This window comes from Streptomyces sp. NPDC050433 (assembly GCF_044458565.1).
GTDB lineage: Bacteria > Actinomycetota > Actinomycetes > Streptomycetales > Streptomycetaceae > Streptomyces.
Map to the genome: position 1 here is coordinate 58,560 of NZ_JBITIB010000024.1, position 13,963 is coordinate 72,522.

The following is a 13,963-nucleotide window of genomic DNA, read 5'->3' on the forward strand; positions in this document are numbered from 1 at the left end:
GAGTGCGCGCACTCCGGCACCGGAATCCGTCCCCCGTTTTCCGTGCTCCGATCCTGTCAGTCGGCGGGCTCTCCACGCATTGCCGGATCCCGGCAATCTTTACGCTTCCTCAATGCCGAGTGTCGTCGCACGATCGAGGTCTGACAGGGTGGACGGCATCCGCGTTAAGAACGCGTCAGTATGGATCAGGAAGCCGGGGGCGAGATGGCGGACCAGACGACGGGCCGGATCACGGACGACGACGTGTTCCGGGAGTACTTGACCGGCTACGACCGGATCCTCGCGGACGTCTCCATGACCGGGCGCCGCCTCACCCGCGACGAGCTCAACTCACGCCGCGCGCTGGGCGAGCAGGCCGCCGAGGCCGGGCACGGCCTGCGGGCGCTCGTCAGCAGGTATCTGACCGCCACCCGCGCCGCCTGGCCCGTCTCCTCCGCCGACTCGGCGTCCGCCGACAGCGTCCTGGCCGCCGTCGAGCAGGCGGTCGACGCGTTCGCGGAGGGTTACGAGCGGGCCCAGCGGCTGGCCGTACGCCGCGAGGAGGCGTCCCGGCGTGAGTTCATCGACGACCTGCTGCTCGGCCGCAGCGACCTCGGCAGGCTCGCCGAGCGGGCCGGGCGGTTCGGGCTCCAGCTCTCCCACGCGCACGCGGTGGCCGTGGCCGTCGGGGAGACCGCGTACGCGGAGACCGACCCCGTCACCCGCAGCGTCGAACTCGCCCTCACCTCGCGCTTCGGTCACCGCCGCATCCTGCTGACCACCAAGGACGGGCGGCTGATCTGCGTCGCGCCCGCCGACGAGGGCGACGTCCTCACGTACTTCGCGAAGCAGGCGCACGCGGCGACCGGCGGCGGACGGGTCGCCATCGGGCGCGCGCATCAGGGGGCGGGCGGCGTCGTGCAGTCGTACGAGGAGGCCCTGAACGCGCACGACCTCGCCGACCGTATGCGGCTGGACGAGCCGGTGCTGCGCGCGGCTGATCTGCTGGTCTATCCGGTGCTCAGCCGGGACCGGGAGGCGATGACCGATCTCGTGCGCAGCGCGCTCGGCCCACTTAAGGAGGCGCGCGGCGGCGCCGGGCCGCTGCTGGACACGTTGACGGCGTACTTCGACGCGGGGTGTGTGGCGGCGGAGGCGGCGCGGCGGCTGAATCTGAGCGTGCGCGCGCTGACGTACCGGCTGGAGCGCATACACAAGCTCACCGGGTCGGACCCGGCGGAGCCGTTCCACCGCTACACGCTCCAGACGGCCGTGATCGGCGCGCGGCTGCTGGACTGGCCGGCGAACGACCTGTGAGGACGGACCTGTGAAGAAGGGGCTGCGTCGCGGATTGTGAGTGCGGCGGGAGGGAATGTTCCACCTGCCGCCGGTGTTGGTCACTCTCAGTCGCCCCTGGTCACCCCTTCAGGCACTCCCATTCCGTTTGCCATTCCTTTACCATGATGTTTCGTCCCGTGTCCGACCACGGCGGGGACACCCCGACCTACCAAGAAGGAAGCAGCAGTTCCACGATGGAGCCTCCTAGTACCAGCCGTGCCGTTTCCCCTCCGCGTTGTCCGACCGGCGGAGCGGAGGTGGCACGGTGACCGAGATCCTCTTCCTCCTGATCGCCCTCGGGCTGACACTCGCCTGCGCCGTCTTCGTGGCCGCCGAGTTCTCCCTCACCACCGTCGATCGCGACCGCCTGGAGCGCGCCGCAGCCGCCGGTGAGCGCGGCGCCGAAGGCGCCCTGAAGGCCGTTCGCGGGCTCACGCTCCAGCTGTCCGGCGCACAGCTGGGCATCACCGTCACGTCGCTGGTCATCGGCATGCTCGCCGAGCCGTCCATGGCCGTGCTGCTGCGCGGACCGCTGGAGGCCGTCGGGCTCGGTTCGGCCGCGTCCGTCGTGGCCACCGTTCTCGGTGTCATGATCTCCACGGTCGTGCTGATGGTCATCGGCGAGCTGGTCCCCAAGAACTGGGCGATCTCGCGGCCTCTGGCCGTCGCCAAGGTCGTGGCGGGCCCGCAGCGCGGTTTCACCGCCGCCTTCGGCCCGCTCATCCGGCACCTCAACAGCACGGCGAATCGTTTCGTCCGGCGCATGGGCCTGGAGCCCACCGACGAGCTGGCCTCCGCCCGTACGCCCGACGAGCTGATCTCGCTCGCCAGGCACTCCGCCGCCGAGGGCGCGCTGGAGCAGGACTCGGCCGAGCTGTTCGTAAGGACGCTGCGGCTCGGCGAACTGACCGCCGAGAACGTGATGACCCCCCGCGTCGACGTCCAGGCGCTGGAAGCCGGAGCGACGGCCGCCGACGCCGCCAATCTGACGTACGCCACCGGCCTCTCCCGCTTCCCCGTCTACCGCGACAGCCTGGACGAGGTGATCGGCACGGTCCACATCCGTGACGTCCTCGCCCTGGAACCGGAGCGGCGCGCCCGCGTGTCCGTCACCGAGCTGGCCAGCGAGCCGCTGCTGGTGCCCGACACCCTGACCGCCGACCGGCTGCTCGACCGGCTGCGCGCCGCGCGCACGATGGCCGTGGTCATCGACGAGTACGGCGGCACGGCCGGAGTGGCCACCATGGAGGACATCGTCGAGGAGGTCGTCGGCGAGGTACGCGACGAGCACGACCCCGCCGAGACCCCCGACCTGCTGCCCGCGCCGCCGCACGCGGACGGGCGCGCGACCTGGGAGGCGGACGGCAGCGTACGGATCGACGAGCTGGCGCGGATCGGGCTGGTCGCCCCGGAGGGGCCGTACGAGACCGTCGCGGGCCTCGTCGCGGCCCGGCTGGCGCGGATCCCCGTCGAGGGCGACACGGTCGAGTTGGACGGCTGGCGGCTGGATGTCCTGGACATCGAGCACCACGTCGCTGAGCGCGTGCACATCACGGAGCCGGCGCGGGTGGTCGCGGTCACAGCCGTACCCGGCAACGGCACCGGCATGGAGCCCGGCTCGGAGACCGACACCGAAACCGACGACCCCTCGCGCCAGTACGCCGGAGAAGCCCGATGACCACTCTGCAACTCGCCATCGGCGCCCTGACACTGCTGACCAACGCCTTCTTCGTCGGCGCCGAATTCGCCCTCATCGCCGTCCGCCGCAGCCAGATCGAGCCGCACGCCCGCAAGGGCGACAAGCGGGCACCCACCGTGCTGTACGGGCTTGAGAACCTGTCGGCCATGATGGCGACGGCCCAGCTCGGCATCACCGTCTCGTCGCTGGTCCTCGGCGCCGTGGCCGAACCGGCCATCGCGCATCTGCTGGAGCCCGCCTTCGAGGTGGCACGTGTCCCCGAGGCCCTGGTGCACCCGATCGCGTTCGTGATCGCGCTGACCGTGGCCACGTATCTGCACATGCTGTTCGGTGAGATGGTCCCGAAGAACATCGCGCTCGCCGCTCCCACCAAGACGGCGCTCGTGCTCGGCCCGCCGCTGGTCGCCCTGACCCGCACGCTGCGTCCGCTGATCTTCGGTATCAACGCGTTCGCCAACGTCCTGCTCCGGCTGATCAAGGTGGAGCCCAAGGACGAGGTCGCCGCCGTCTTCAACGACGACGAACTCGCCCGTATGGTCGCCGTCTCCAGCGAGGCCGGGCTGCTCGCCCCGGCCGACGGCGAACGGCTGCGGGACGCACTGGAGCTGGGCACCCGCCCGGTCGGTGAACTCCTCGTACCGCTGCGCCGGATGGTCACCGTCGACCACCGGGTGACGCCCGAACAGCTGGAGCGGATCGCGTCGTCGGCCGGCTTCTCGCGGATCCCGGTCACCGGGCCCGCCGGTGCCGTCCTGGGCTATCTGCACATCAAGGACACCCTCGGCGTCGCCGACCGGACCAAGCCGTTCCCGCGCTCCACACTCCACGCGGTGACGCGGGTCCGGATCGACACCCCGCTGGACGACACGCTCACCGCGCTGCGGGCGGCCGACAGCCACCTCGCGGCGGTGACGGGCGAGGCGGGCACGGTGCTGGGCTTCGTCACGATGGAGGACGTCCTCGGCGAACTGGTGGGCCCGGCCACGGCGGTGTGACGACACGGGCGACACGCTCAGGGCGTGACTCCCAGGGGACGGCCGCTGCGCAGATTCCAGCGGCCGTTCCGCCCGCTCAACTCCGTGACCGTCAGCGGCTGTACGTCGATACGCCAGAACGTCCGCGTCGGCGCGCCTATCGCGTGCACCGTCAGCGCGCGTACGACGTCGGGCTCGGCAACCGCGAGGACGCGCCCCGAGTCTGAGGCAAGCCCGTCCAGCCAGTGGCCGACCCGGCTGTGCAGCGCGTTCAGCGACTCCCCGCCGTGCGGCGCCGCCGCCGGGTCGGCCAGCCACGCGGCGACCGCCCGCGGCTCCGCGGCGCTGACCTCGTCCAGCCGCAACCCGCGCCAGCGGCCCATCGCGCACATGCGCAGCTCCGGCAGGGGCTCCGCGGTCAGGCCGAGTGCCTCGGCGGTCTGCCGGCAGCGCACGGAGGGGGACGCGAACACCGGGTCGGCGGCGCCGCGTTGTCCCGGTACGGCGCCGAACACCCCCCGTACCGCCTCCGCCTGGCGCAGCCCGGTCGCGTCCAGCGGCCCGTCGTCGAAGCGCGCCTCGCGCAGCGCGGTGCTCAGCGCCGGTGAGATGAGCGTCACGCGTGTGGTCATAGGGCCCTCCAGGGTCCTGCGTTCACGGGACGCACCCGAGGCATCGGCCGAGTCGCCCTCTTGGCCTACCTGTCCGATCGCGGTACGTTCGCGTCGATATCACGACGGCGAGACGGAAGTCCGGTGAGATTCCGGCACGGTCGCGCCACTGTATGCCGAGCAGCCATCGCCGTGTACGCGCGGCGGAGGCGGCCCGGTGAGTCAGACCCGATGGTCGTCGTGCGAGCTCCACTGAACGGGACGCGAGTTCCCAAGGAGGTTGTGCCGTGGCTGAGTCCATTGTGCCCCCGGCCGTTTCATCGCCCGCCGGATCAGCGATAACCCCCCTGACCCACCTGACTCCCTTGCCCCTGCGGGCCGTTCTGCCCTGGGCGGTCTTCGTGGGCACGCTGATGCTGGTGCTGCTCTACTTCGTCGGCGCCGAACAGGGCGCGACGTCGGTGTTCTCCGGGGCGGGGGTGCACGAGTGGGTGCACGACGGCCGTCATCTGCTCGGCTTCCCCTGCCACTGATCCCGCCATGCAGACATCCACATCCACTGTGAGAACTCTTCTGGTCCGCGGCATGCTCGCGGGCGTCGTCGCCGGACTGCTCGCCTTCGCGCTCGCCTACGTGGTGGGGGAGCCGTCCATCGACTCCTCCATCGCCCTGGAGGAGTCGCAGGCCGCGTCGGCGCACGAGCACGGTCAAGCCGAAGAGGAGGAGGAACTGGTCACGCGGCCGGTCCAGTCGACCTTCGGCCTCGCCACCGGCGTGCTCGTGTACGGGGTGGCCCTGGGCGGCATCGCCTCGCTGGCCTTCGCCGTCTGTCTCGGCCGGGTCGGACGGATCCGGCCGAGGGCGACGGCCGCGCTGGTCGCGGGCGCCGCCTTCACCACCGTCTATCTGGTGCCGTTCCTCAAATACCCCGCGACGCCACCCGCCGTGGGCAATCCCGACACCATCGGGAAGCGCACGACGCTGTTCTTCCTGATGATCGTGCTCAGCGTGCTGGTCGCGGTCATAGCCGTCATCGCCGGGCGGCGGCTCGCGCCGACGCTGGGCAACTGGAACGCGACCGTCGCCGCCGGCGGCGGCTATGTGGTGGTCATGGCGGTGGCCTGTCTGCTGCTGCCCGCCAACACCGACGCGGTGAAGGAGACCTTCCCGGCCGCGCTGCTCTGGGAGTTCAGGCTGGCCTCGCTGGGGGTCCAGGCGCTGCTGTGGACGGCCTTCGGGCTGATCTTCGGCGCGCTCGCGGAGCGCGTACTGCGTCCCGCACGGGCCCAGGACGCTCCGGAGCCTGTGACGAGTACGCCGGTGGCACGCGCCGGCTGACGCTCACGGCCCCACCCCCACACACCTTGTGCCCGGCAGGATTCCTGCCGGGCACAAGTGATGTATGGGCCATCCGTGTATGAGTTCCGTCAAACGCGTCCCCCGCGCCGTATGGGACCCGTCAACGTCGCTCGTGTCCCGGAAGAAAGAGGTTTTCCTCTAGAGGTCCAAGAATTTCCGACCTCATTACAGGAGCTCACGATGGCCGATCTGGCCTTCGTCGTCACCACGATCGCGCTGTTCGCGCTGGTGGCTTTCGTCGCCAAGGGGGTGGCGAAGCTATGACCGCCGAGAACATCGCAGGTCTCGTCGTCGCCGTCGTCCTGCTGGGCTATCTCGTCCTCGCCCTGCTGTTTCCGGAGAGGTTCTGAGCCCTGATGAGCCCCGTCCTCGCCGGTGTGCTCCAGCTGCTCGCGCTCATGGTGGCGCTGGCCCTGGCATACCGACCGCTCGGCGACTACATGGCCGGTGTCTATTCCTCCCCGAAGCATTTGCGGGTGGAGACATGGATCTACCGCGCCGTCGGCGCCAATCCCAGCATCGAGATGCGCTGGCCCGCCTATCTGCGCGGAGTTCTCGGCTTCTCGTTGGTGAGTGTCCTCTTTCTCTATCTGCTGCAACGGGTCCAGGGCGGCCTGCCCGGCTCGCTCGGCTTCTCGTCCATCGATCCGGACCAGGCGTTCAACACCGCCGCCTCGTTCGTCTCCAACACCAACTGGCAGTCGTACTACGGCGAACAGGCCATGGGCCATGTCGTACAGACCGGCGGCCTCGCGGTGCAGAACTTCCTGTCGGCCGCCGTGGGCATGGCCGTCGCCATAGCACTCGTACGGGGCTTCGCCCGCTCCCGCACCGGTGAACTCGGCAACTTCTGGGCCGACCTGGTGCGCGGCACCATCCGTATCCTGCTGCCGATCGCGCTGGTCGGAGCGGTTCTGCTGGTCGCCTGCGGGGCGATCCAGAATTTCGCGGGGATTCATCCGGTGGGTCAGTTCCTGGGCGGCAGCCAGCAGTGGAACGGCGGCGCGGTGGCCTCCCAGGAGGCCATCAAGGAGCTGGGCACCAACGGTGGCGGCTACTTCAACGCCAACTCCGCCCACCCCTTCGAGAACCCCAACGGGCTCTCCAACCTCCTTGAGATCTTCCTCATCCTGCTCATTCCCCTCTCCCTGACCCGGACTTTCGGCCGGATGGTCGGCAGCGTCAAGCAGGGTTACGCGATCCTCGCCACGATGGTGACGATCTGGCTCGTCTTCACCGCGCTGATGATGTGGACCGAATTCCACCACGGCGGCCCGGCGTTCGACATCGCCGGGGGTGCGATGGAGGGCAAGGAGACACGGTACGGAATCGGCGCCTCGTCCATCTTCTCGGTGGCGACGACGCTCACCTCCACCGGTGCGGTGAATTCGTTCCTCTCCTCGTACACCGGTTTCGGCGGCGGAATCGCCATGCTGGGCATGCAGTTGGGCGAGATCGCACCCGGCGGTGTGGGATCCGGACTGTACGGAATCCTCATCATGGCCGTCATCGCGGTGTTCCTCGCGGGCCTGATGGTCGGCCGTACACCCGAATACCTCGGAAAGAAGATCGGCACCAAGCAGGTTAAATTCGCCGCCTGTTACATCCTCATCACCCCGGCGTTGGTGCTCTGTTTCACCGGAGTGGCGCTGGCGATGGACACACCGGTCAATTCCCTGACGAACAGCGGCGCGCACGGATTCTCCGAGATTCTGTACGCCTATACGTCGGGCGCCAACAACAACGGTTCGGCGTTCGCCGGGCTCAACGCCGACACCCAGTGGTTCAACACCTCGATCGGTATCGCCATGCTGCTCGGCCGCTTCCTGCCCATCGTGTTCGTCCTGGCGCTGGCCGGCTCGCTCGCCGAGCAGAGACCAGTGCCGACGACCGCGGGCACTCTCCGCACCGACAAGCCCCTGTTCAGCGGGCTGCTGGTCGGCACGATCATGATCGTCGCCGGTCTGACCTACTTCCCGGCGCTCGCGCTGGGACCGCTCGCCGAAGGACTCGCGTCATGAGCACTGCCACCTCAACGCCCAACCCCGATCCCGGCTCGGGTCTCGGTCCGTCGCGGGCGCCGCACTCGGACGTGCCGACCTCGCACCGGCCCGGCGGCGACGGGCGCGTCGGCGGCGGTCTGTTCGACCCCCGGCAACTGCTCAAGTCCCTTCCCGACGCCCTGCGCAAGCTCGATCCGCGCGTGATGGTCAAGTCGCCCGTGATGTTCGTGGTCGAGATCGGCTCGGTGTTCACCACCGTGCTGGCGATCACGAAGCCGGGCGAGTGGTTCGGCTGGGCGATCGCCGCCTGGCTGTGGCTGACCACGATCTTCGCCAACCTGGCGGAGGCGGTCGCCGAGGGCCGGGGCAAGGCGCAGGCCGACACGCTCCGCAAGGCGAAGACCGACTCGGTCGCACGACGCCTGACCGGGCAGGGCGCGGAGCCCGTAAAAGAAAAGAGTGCCCCGGCAAAGGAGGAGCGGGTGCCCGGAAAGGAGGAGCGGGTGCCCGGCACCGACCTGCGCGTCGGCGACCTGGTCGTCTGCGAGGCGGGCGACATCATCCCCGGTGACGGCGATGTCGTGGAGGGCGTCGCCTCCGTCGACGAGTCGGCGATCACCGGCGAATCGGCCCCCGTCATCCGCGAGTCGGGCGGTGACCGCAGCGCGGTGACCGGTGGGACGAAGGTCCTCTCCGACCGTATCGTCATCAAGATCACGACCAAGCCGGGTGAGACGTTCATCGACCGGATGATCGCGCTGGTCGAAGGCGCGGCCCGGCAGAAGACGCCCAACGAGATCGCGCTGAACATCCTTCTCGCGTCCCTCACCATCGTCTTCCTGCTGGCCGTCGTCACCCTCCAGCCGTTCGCGATCTACGCGGGCGCCCAGCAGTCGATGATCGTGCTGACCGCGCTCCTCGTCTGTCTGATCCCCACCACCATCGGCGCGCTGCTCTCGGCCATCGGTATCGCCGGCATGGACCGGCTGGTTCAGCGCAACGTCCTCGCGATGTCGGGACGCGCCGTCGAGGCGGCGGGCGACGTCTCGACGCTGCTGCTCGACAAGACCGGCACGATCACGCTCGGCAACCGGCAGGCGGCGTCCTTCCTCCCGGTGAAGGGAGTCACCGCCGTCGACCTCGCCGACGCCGCGCAGCTCTCCTCACTGGCCGACGAGACGCCCGAGGGCCGCTCGATCGTGGTGCTGGCGAAGGAGACGTACGGCCTGCGGGAGCGCAGGCAGGGGGAGTTGGGCCAGGCGGACTGGGTGCCGTTCACGGCGCAGACGCGGATGTCGGGCGTGGACCTCACGGAGCCGGAACCGGGCCAGGAGGCCGGGGCCGTACGCAGGATCCGCAAGGGCGCGGCCAGTTCGGTCGTCGCATGGGTCGAGCAGCGGGGCGGACACGTCGCACCCGACGCGTACACCCTCACCGACCGCATCTCCGAGGGCGGCGGTACGCCGCTGCTCGTCGCGGTCGAGGACGAGGGCGGAGCGCGCATCCTGGGCGTCATCCACCTCAAGGACGTCGTCAAGGAGGGGATGCGCGAGCGGTTCGAGGAGCTGCGCCGTATGGGCATCAAGACCGTCATGATCACGGGCGACAACCCGCTGACGGCACGGGCCATCGCGGAGGAGGCGGGCGTCGACGACTTCCTCGCCGAGGCCACGCCCGAGGACAAGATGGCGCTCATCAGGCGCGAGCAGGCGGGCGGGAAGCTCGTCGCGATGACGGGCGACGGTACGAACGACGCGCCCGCGCTCGCCCAGGCGGACGTCGGCGTGGCCATGAACACCGGCACCTCGGCCGCGAAGGAGGCCGGGAACATGGTGGACCTGGACTCCAACCCGACCAAGCTCATCGAGATCGTCGAGATCGGCAAGCAACTGCTCATCACGCGTGGTGCGTTGACGACGTTCTCGATCGCCAACGACGTCGCGAAGTACTTCGCGATCATCCCGGCGATGTTCGCCGTCGTCCATCCGGGCCTGGACAAGCTCAACATCATGAGCCTGTCCTCGCCCGAGTCCGCGATCCTCTCGGCGGTCATTTTCAACGCGCTGATCATCGTCGCGCTGGTGCCGCTGGCGCTGCGCGGTGTGCGGTACCGCCCGATGAGCGCGGACCGGATGCTGCGGCGCAACATCGGGATCTACGGCGTGGGCGGCCTGATCGCCCCGTTCGCCGGCATCAAGATCATCGACCTTCTCATCTCCCTCATCCCCGGAATCGGTTGATGTCCATGAACACCTCCGTCAAGAACACCGCACGGCTCCTCGGCGCCGGGCTGCGCGCCCTCCTGGTCATGACCCTCGTCTGCGGCGTGCTCTACCCGCTCGCGGTCATGGGCGTCGGACAGGCCTTCTTCAACAACAAGGCCAACGGCTCCGAGATCACCTCGAACGGCAAGGTCGTCGGCTCCGAACTCATCGGCCAGCGCTACGACCTGCCCCTGAAGAAGGGCGAGGAGACCCCGGCGCCGGACCTCAAGTGGTTCCAGCCCCGCCCCTCCAACGGCCTCGGCACCAACAGCGTCAACACCCAGTACAAGCTGCTCCTCTCGGGCGCCACGAACCGGGCCGGCGACAACCCGGAGCTGATCCAGTGGGTCAAGGACGCGAAGGCGGCCGTGATCAAGGACAACTCGGTGGACGGCTACCGCGTCCACCCGTCGGACGTCCCACCGGACGCGGTCACCTCATCGGGCTCGGGCCTGGACCCGGCGATCTCCCCGCAGTACGCGGACATCCAGGTACGGCGCGTGGCGAAGCTGAACGGCCTGGAGGTGTCACAGGTCCAGAGGCTGGTGAACGACCACAAGGACGGCCGCATCCTGGGCTTCATCGGGGAGCCGCGGGTGAACGTGCTGGAACTGAACGTCGCGTTGAAGGCCCTTGAGGGAAATTGACGTGCTGCTTCCCGACGGTATGAGGCCGTGGCGTACGACCTCGTCCATTCCCGGACCGCCGGTCGGCCGGCGTCGCTCCGTCTCGTCGCGGATCAGTGTCGCGATCTCCGGGTCGGCGATGAATTACCGGGGGCGCTCCATGGCGTTCGCGGAATTGGCCGCCGGCGCTGTTCACCGTGCCACCGTTGCCAGGACATCGTGGCCCAGTCGCTGAATGACATCCGTGGCGAGCCGGTGCCGCACCAGCTTGCCGTCCCGGGTGGAGCGGACCAGGCCCGCCTCGCGCAGGGTCCGCAGGGCGCGGGAGACCTGTGGTTCGCTGGAACCGAGCCGGGCGGCGAGCTCCGAGGTGGTGATGGGCTCGCCCAGCAGATGGCGGCACAGCTCCATCCGGGCGGGCGAGGTCAGCGCCATCAGCCGGTGGTGCAGATCCCGCAGGGTCATCTGTCCGCCCGGTGCGGTGCCGTGCGCCGCGTACTGCACCACCACGCACGACGGGTGCTCGTTCTTGACGGTCAGATGCGGCCACACCCGGGCCGACGGGACGAGGACGAGCGGGCGCGGGGCCACCTTCACCTCGTCGATCTGCAACTTGTCCAGCCGTACCCGTTCACCCGGCCCCACCCGGGCCGCCGTCGGCAGCAGCTCGGTGAGCACCTCCGCGGGTGACCGGACCGCCAGCCGACGACGTACCTCCCGCGCGTGCTCCTCCAGGGCCGGTCGCAGGGTGCGCCAGTCCTCGGCGAAGAACGCGGTGTCGGCGGCCCGCAGCACCGCCAGCAGCCGGTCCCGCAGTTCCAGTGGTTCCGCCACCAGCTGTCGCGCCAGCTCACCCCGGGCGTAGGAGCGGCGCAGGCAGCGGCGGGCGTAGTCCTCCGCCGCGGCGGTGCCGGCACGCAGCTCGCGGGCCGGCGGCACGGGCTGCGCGCTGGTGCCGAGGACCCCCGGCGCCACCAGCTCAAGGAAGTCCCCGGCCGGCAGTGCCGCGATCGCCGCCAGCTCCTCGTCCAGGCCCGCCGCGACCGGCAGCGGCACCGTACGGGGAAAGAACAGACGGCAGCGGAAGCGCGCCCACAGCGGGGCGAACACGGACAACTCGTCGCGCAGGTCCGGCCCCGCCGCGGCGGCGCGTGCCACCCACTCGGCGGCCTCCGGGTGGTGCTCGGGTTCGGCGAGCACATGAAGGCTCGCCATCAGTTCCGACAGCGCGGAGGGCCCGGCCGCGAGGTTCGCGGGGCCGAGCCCACCGAGGTCGAGGACGATACTCACGCTGTCAGCGTACGGCGGGGTTCACCGCACGGGCGCGCCCGGACCGAGCGGGATGCCCAGCAGGTACCAGGCGAAGAACAGCAGCACCCAGACCACCAGCATGATCATGGCGAGGGGCAGGGTGAAGGAGACCAGGGTGCCGATGCCGGCCTTGCGGCGCAGGGTCTGCAGGTAGCCGACACAGAGCATGAACGAGGTGCTCATCGGAGTGATGGAGTTCGTACAGGAGTCGGCGATGCGGTAGAGGGCCATGGTGGTGGCCGGGTTCGTGCCGAGCAGCATCAGCATGGGCACCAGTGCCGGGGCGACCAGGCTCCACAGGGCGGAGCCGGAGGTGATGAGGAGGTTCAGCAGCGCGACCGCGACGATCAGCAGGGAGAACAGCACCAGAGTGGGCGCGCCCAACTGCTTGAGGAAGTCCGCGCCTTCGACCGCCACGACCGTGGCGATGTTGGTCCACTTGAACATGGCGAGGAACTGGGACACGGCGAAGAAGAGCACCAGCAGCGGTGCGATGGAGCGCACTCCCTCCGCCATGAACTCCGGTATCGCGCGGCTCCCGCTGATTCGCCCGGTGAGCCGCCCGTACACAGCACCGATGAGCAGGAAGAAGACGGTGAGGAAGACGGCGATGGAGTCCATGAAGGTGGACTCCACGAGCGCGCCCCCCTCGCCGCGCAGCGGTGACGAGGCGGGCAGCATCGCGAGGACGATCAGCGCGGCGTAGCCGAGCACGGCCAGGCCGGTCAGCCTCAGTGCGCGCGTCTCGGTGGCGTCGTCGACCTCCGCGGCGACGACCCGCTGTGCTGCGGCGGCCTCCAGGTCCGCGTCGGGGGTCAGGTGGTGCTCGCGCTTGGCGAGGATCTTGTCCACGACCAGGGCGATGGTGCCGGCCAGCACGAACGCCGAGACGGTGGTGAAGTACATGTTGTCCGTCGCGCGGACCGCCGCGTCCTTGTCGACGAGTTGCGCGGCCTCGGTGGCCACGGAGGCGAACAGCGCGTCACCGGGGGCGATCAGCGGGTTGGCGTCGCCCGCGGCGTTGATGGAGACGAACGCGACGATCATGCCGAGCATGGGGGAGCGCCCCACCGCGCGGAAGGCCACCGCCCCGAGTGGGATGAGGACCACGTACGCGGAGTCGGACAGGAACTTCCCCAGCACACCGCCCAGGGCCACGCCGAGGACGACCGTGCGAGGGGACAGTCCCGACAGCATGCGGCGCGCGAGCGCTTCGAAGAGGCCCGACCGCTCGGCGACCGCCACGCCGAGCATCACCATCAGCACCGTTCCGAGCGGTCCGAAGGTGACGAAGGACTCCTCGGCCCCGCTGATCAAGTCCCGTACGGCATCCGCGGACAGGGCGCTGCGGACGCCGACCAGGTCACCCGAGGAGGGGTCCTCGACCCGCACGCCGGAGGCGTTCAGCGCCCAGCTGACGCAGGCGACCACCCCGCACAGGATCCAGAACAGCCAGAACGGATGCGGCAGCGCGTTTCCCGCGCGCTCGACCAGGTCGAGGAGCCGGGAGCCACGGCCTCCGTCGCCGGGTTCGGTGGCCCGCACCTCCTGGGTGCGGCTGTCGGGTGTGCTCATGGCGGGCTCCTGAGGGAACGGTGAACGAGGGCATGGCGCGGCCGCGCCGCGAGCAGGGTGAAACGAGACCCGGAGCCACGCGCGATCCGTCGCGCCGTCGCGAGGGTCCGCCGGGCATCCCCCGGGTTGCGCTGCACAGTAGGTCCCGTTTCCGGTCCCGTCACCGTCCGGCGGAACAGTTGACCTGATGACGTCAAGTGATCGCCATGATCTGTGTCACTGCC

13 protein-coding genes and 1 riboswitch are annotated in these 13,963 nt (G+C 69.7%); of the genes, 10 read left to right on the plus strand and 3 right to left on the minus strand.

The genetic code is table 11. The features are described from left to right. Positions 1–204 precede the first annotated feature (204 nt). The 3 genes from ACIBLA_RS26795 to ACIBLA_RS26805 all read left to right on the plus strand — a co-directional run bounded on the left by ACIBLA_RS26795 (position 205) and on the right by ACIBLA_RS26805 (position 4,011). Positions 205–1,296 carry a PucR family transcriptional regulator gene (locus ACIBLA_RS26795; protein WP_399200145.1) on the plus strand — a complete coding sequence of 364 codons (1,092 nt, stop codon included), beginning with the start codon at positions 205–207 and terminating at the stop codon, positions 1,294–1,296. A gap of 286 nt (positions 1,297–1,582) precedes the next feature. Continuing rightward, the gene (locus ACIBLA_RS26800; RefSeq protein ID WP_399200106.1) at positions 1,583–2,995 is read left to right on the plus strand and encodes a hemolysin family protein; all 1,413 of its coding nucleotides are present in this window, start codon (positions 1,583–1,585) and stop codon (positions 2,993–2,995) included. Continuing rightward, positions 2,992–4,011: a hemolysin family protein gene (locus ACIBLA_RS26805; protein ID WP_363243418.1), complete on the plus strand. Its 1,020-nt coding sequence runs from the start codon at positions 2,992–2,994 to the stop codon at positions 4,009–4,011. The genes ACIBLA_RS26800 and ACIBLA_RS26805 overlap by 4 nt, the downstream gene beginning before the upstream one ends. Positions 4,012–4,028: 17 nt before the next feature. Here the strand turns inward: ACIBLA_RS26805 and ACIBLA_RS26810 are convergent, their stop codons facing one another. After that, the gene (locus tag ACIBLA_RS26810; protein ID WP_399200107.1) at positions 4,029–4,622 is read right to left on the minus strand and encodes a histidine phosphatase family protein; all 594 of its coding nucleotides are present in this window, start codon (positions 4,620–4,622) and stop codon (positions 4,029–4,031) included. Positions 4,623–4,736: 114 nt separating this feature from the next. Beyond that, a riboswitch (cobalamin riboswitch) is annotated at positions 4,737–4,829 on the plus strand. A gap of 110 nt (positions 4,830–4,939) precedes the next feature. Here ACIBLA_RS26810 and ACIBLA_RS26815 point away from each other — a divergent pair. From ACIBLA_RS26815 to ACIBLA_RS26845, 7 genes are all read left to right on the plus strand, one after another. Continuing rightward, positions 4,940–5,134, plus strand: coding sequence for a CbtB-domain containing protein (locus ACIBLA_RS26815; protein ID WP_363243471.1), 195 nt, complete (start codon positions 4,940–4,942; stop codon positions 5,132–5,134). A gap of 7 nt (positions 5,135–5,141) precedes the next feature. After that, the gene (locus ACIBLA_RS26820) at positions 5,142–5,939 is read left to right on the plus strand and encodes a CbtA family protein (RefSeq protein ID WP_399200108.1); all 798 of its coding nucleotides are present in this window, start codon (positions 5,142–5,144) and stop codon (positions 5,937–5,939) included. Between the two features lie 111 nt (positions 5,940–6,050). Further along, on the plus strand, positions 6,051–6,224 hold the full coding sequence (locus tag ACIBLA_RS26825; RefSeq protein WP_399200109.1) for a hypothetical protein: 174 nt from the start codon (positions 6,051–6,053) through the stop codon (positions 6,222–6,224). Further along, positions 6,221–6,310 carry a K(+)-transporting ATPase subunit F gene (kdpF, locus tag ACIBLA_RS26830; protein WP_363243423.1) on the plus strand — a complete coding sequence of 30 codons (90 nt, stop codon included), beginning with the start codon at positions 6,221–6,223 and terminating at the stop codon, positions 6,308–6,310. Before ACIBLA_RS26825 ends, kdpF begins: the two co-directional genes overlap by 4 nt. Positions 6,311–6,316: 6 nt before the next feature. Continuing rightward, on the plus strand, positions 6,317–7,981 hold the full coding sequence (gene kdpA / locus ACIBLA_RS26835) for a potassium-transporting ATPase subunit KdpA (RefSeq protein ID WP_363243424.1): 1,665 nt from the start codon (positions 6,317–6,319) through the stop codon (positions 7,979–7,981). After that, positions 7,978–10,203, plus strand: coding sequence for a potassium-transporting ATPase subunit KdpB (kdpB, locus tag ACIBLA_RS26840; protein ID WP_399200110.1), 2,226 nt, complete (start codon positions 7,978–7,980; stop codon positions 10,201–10,203). The genes kdpA and kdpB overlap by 4 nt, the downstream gene beginning before the upstream one ends. 5 nt (positions 10,204–10,208) lie before the next feature. Then, complete coding sequence (locus ACIBLA_RS26845) at positions 10,209–10,874, plus strand: potassium-transporting ATPase subunit C (protein WP_363243426.1); 666 nt, start codon at positions 10,209–10,211, stop codon at positions 10,872–10,874. A gap of 171 nt (positions 10,875–11,045) precedes the next feature. Here the strand turns inward: ACIBLA_RS26845 and ACIBLA_RS26850 are convergent, their stop codons facing one another. Both ACIBLA_RS26850 and ACIBLA_RS26855 read right to left on the minus strand, forming a co-directional pair. Next, on the minus strand, positions 11,046–12,143 hold the full coding sequence (locus tag ACIBLA_RS26850) for a DUF5937 family protein (RefSeq protein ID WP_363243427.1): 1,098 nt from the start codon (positions 12,141–12,143) through the stop codon (positions 11,046–11,048). 21 nt (positions 12,144–12,164) lie between these two features. Continuing rightward, a complete protein-coding gene (locus ACIBLA_RS26855; RefSeq protein WP_363243428.1) occupies positions 12,165–13,739 on the minus strand; it encodes an AbgT family transporter in 1,575 nt (524 codons plus the stop codon). Positions 13,740–13,963 lie beyond the last annotated feature (224 nt).